The organism is Acinetobacter sp. AB03 (assembly GCF_058107045.1).
This window is the reverse complement of the sequence record NZ_JBUEBA010000002.1, coordinates 568159-569934: the sequence shown is the minus strand read 5'-3', so window position 1 is coordinate 569934 and position 1776 is coordinate 568159. Positions and strand designations below refer to the sequence as shown.

Below are 1776 nucleotides of genomic sequence, written 5' to 3'. Positions count from 1 at the left end.
TTTATTGAACCAATCTACCCAGTTTAGTGTCGCAAGTTGTACATCCGCTAAACCTTGCCAATCTGCTTTTAAATATTCAATCACCTCTGTTTTGTATAAGCCATTCACCGTTTCAGCCAAAGCATTATCGTATGAATCACCAGTCGTACCGACTGATGCTCGTAAATTTGCTGCTTCTAAACGATTGGTATAACGAATGGAAAGATATTGCACACCTCTGTCGGAATGATGAATCACATTCTTTGGCATGCCTCGATCGTGCAATGCTTGCTCAAGTGCATCGAGCACCATATCTGTATTCATCCGTGTAGATACTTTCCATCCAACAATTGCTCGTGAGAACACATCAATAATAAAGGCGGTATAGACCCAGCCTGAGTGAGTTTGAATATACGTAAAGTCACTTACCCACAGTTGGTCACGAAGGGGCGATCGGTAAAATCCTACAAATCGCCTCAACACCGTATAACGCTTTATTGTTATGGATAAAATCCACCATTATTTGTGTGGGCGGTCGAGCTCCGCCTGGGCGAAAAAAGCGGCTGCTTTGCGTAGAATTTCATTGGCTCGCTGCAGTTCTTTATTTTCGCGTTCAAGTTGTTTAATGCGTTCTTGGTCTGAAAGCTGCTGTACTTTGATTGGATTCTGTTGATTCAAATGCTTCTGATGCCAGGAACGTAGTGTTTCAGGAGTACAGCCAATCTTGGGAGCAATTGCTGTGATTGCAGCCCAAGTAGAAGGATAATCTTTTTCGGATTCAATCAATAATTGAACCGATCTTTCTCTGATTTCAGGGGTATATTTTAATTTTGTCATCGGGATAGTCTCTCAGAATATTGACTCTCCGACAAACCCGGTACGGTTCATGAACCGTACCGGGTTTGTCGGAGACTTTTTTATTTAAGTTAAGCCACCTGACCTAACGGGTTAATCTTATCATAGTACATTGCTTCAAACTCAAAAGGCGATACATAACCCAGTGCGCTGTGTACACGCTCTTTATTAAACCAATCGACCCAGTTTAGTGTCGCAAGTTGTACATCTGCTAAACCTTGCCAATCTGCTTTTAAATATTCAATCACCTCTGTTTTGTATAAGCCATTCACTGTTTCAGCCAGGGCATTATCGTATGAATCACCCGTTGTACCGACTGATGCTCGTAAATTTGCTGCTTCTAAACGATTGGTATAGCGAATAGAAAGATATTGCACACCTCTGTCGGAATGATGAATCACATTCTTTGGCATGCCTCGATCGTGCAAGGCTTGCTCTAATGCATCGAGCACCATATCTGTATTCATCCGTGTCGATACTTTCCATCCAACAATTGCTCGTGAGAACACATCAATAATAAAGGCGGTATAGACCCAGCCTGAATGAGTTTGAATATACGTAAAGTCACTCACCCACAGTTGGTCAGGATGATCAGCATTAAAATTACGTTTCACTAAATCATCTGCTCGTTTTTGTTCATCTCGGCTACGGGTGGTTTGTTTGTTCTTACCTCGCCAAACACCTTGTATACCTAGCTGCTGCATCAATCGAGCAACAGTACAGCGTGCAATAATATAGCCTTCACGTTTCAGTTTTTGCCAGACTTTACGTACACCATACCGACCTGAACTTTCCTTCCAAATTCGTTTAATTTGTTCAGCATGATGAAGGTCATGCAGATCCCGTTTCGCTCGATGTTCTGGATTGTCCGCGAGATCTAAAGTCCGGTAATAGGTTGAAGCTGCGATCGGTAAAATCCTACAAATCGCATCAACACCATAT

Annotated in this window: 1 protein-coding gene, 1 pseudogene and 1 other annotated feature; the gene and the pseudogene both read right to left on the bottom strand. The window is 42.3% G+C overall.

Annotated elements, in window-relative coordinates:
• A pseudogene (locus ACY3FQ_RS03120) lies at window positions 1-816 on the bottom strand (IS3 family transposase); the annotation flags it as partial.
• Window positions 425-541 (bottom strand) — a sequence feature (AL1L pseudoknot). (Overlaps the previous pseudogene by 117 nt.)
• 89 nt (window positions 817-905) lie before the next feature.
• Window positions 906-1776, bottom strand: an 871-nt coding sequence (locus ACY3FQ_RS03115) for an IS3 family transposase (protein WP_489773624.1), incomplete at its 5' end; no start/stop codon positions are given.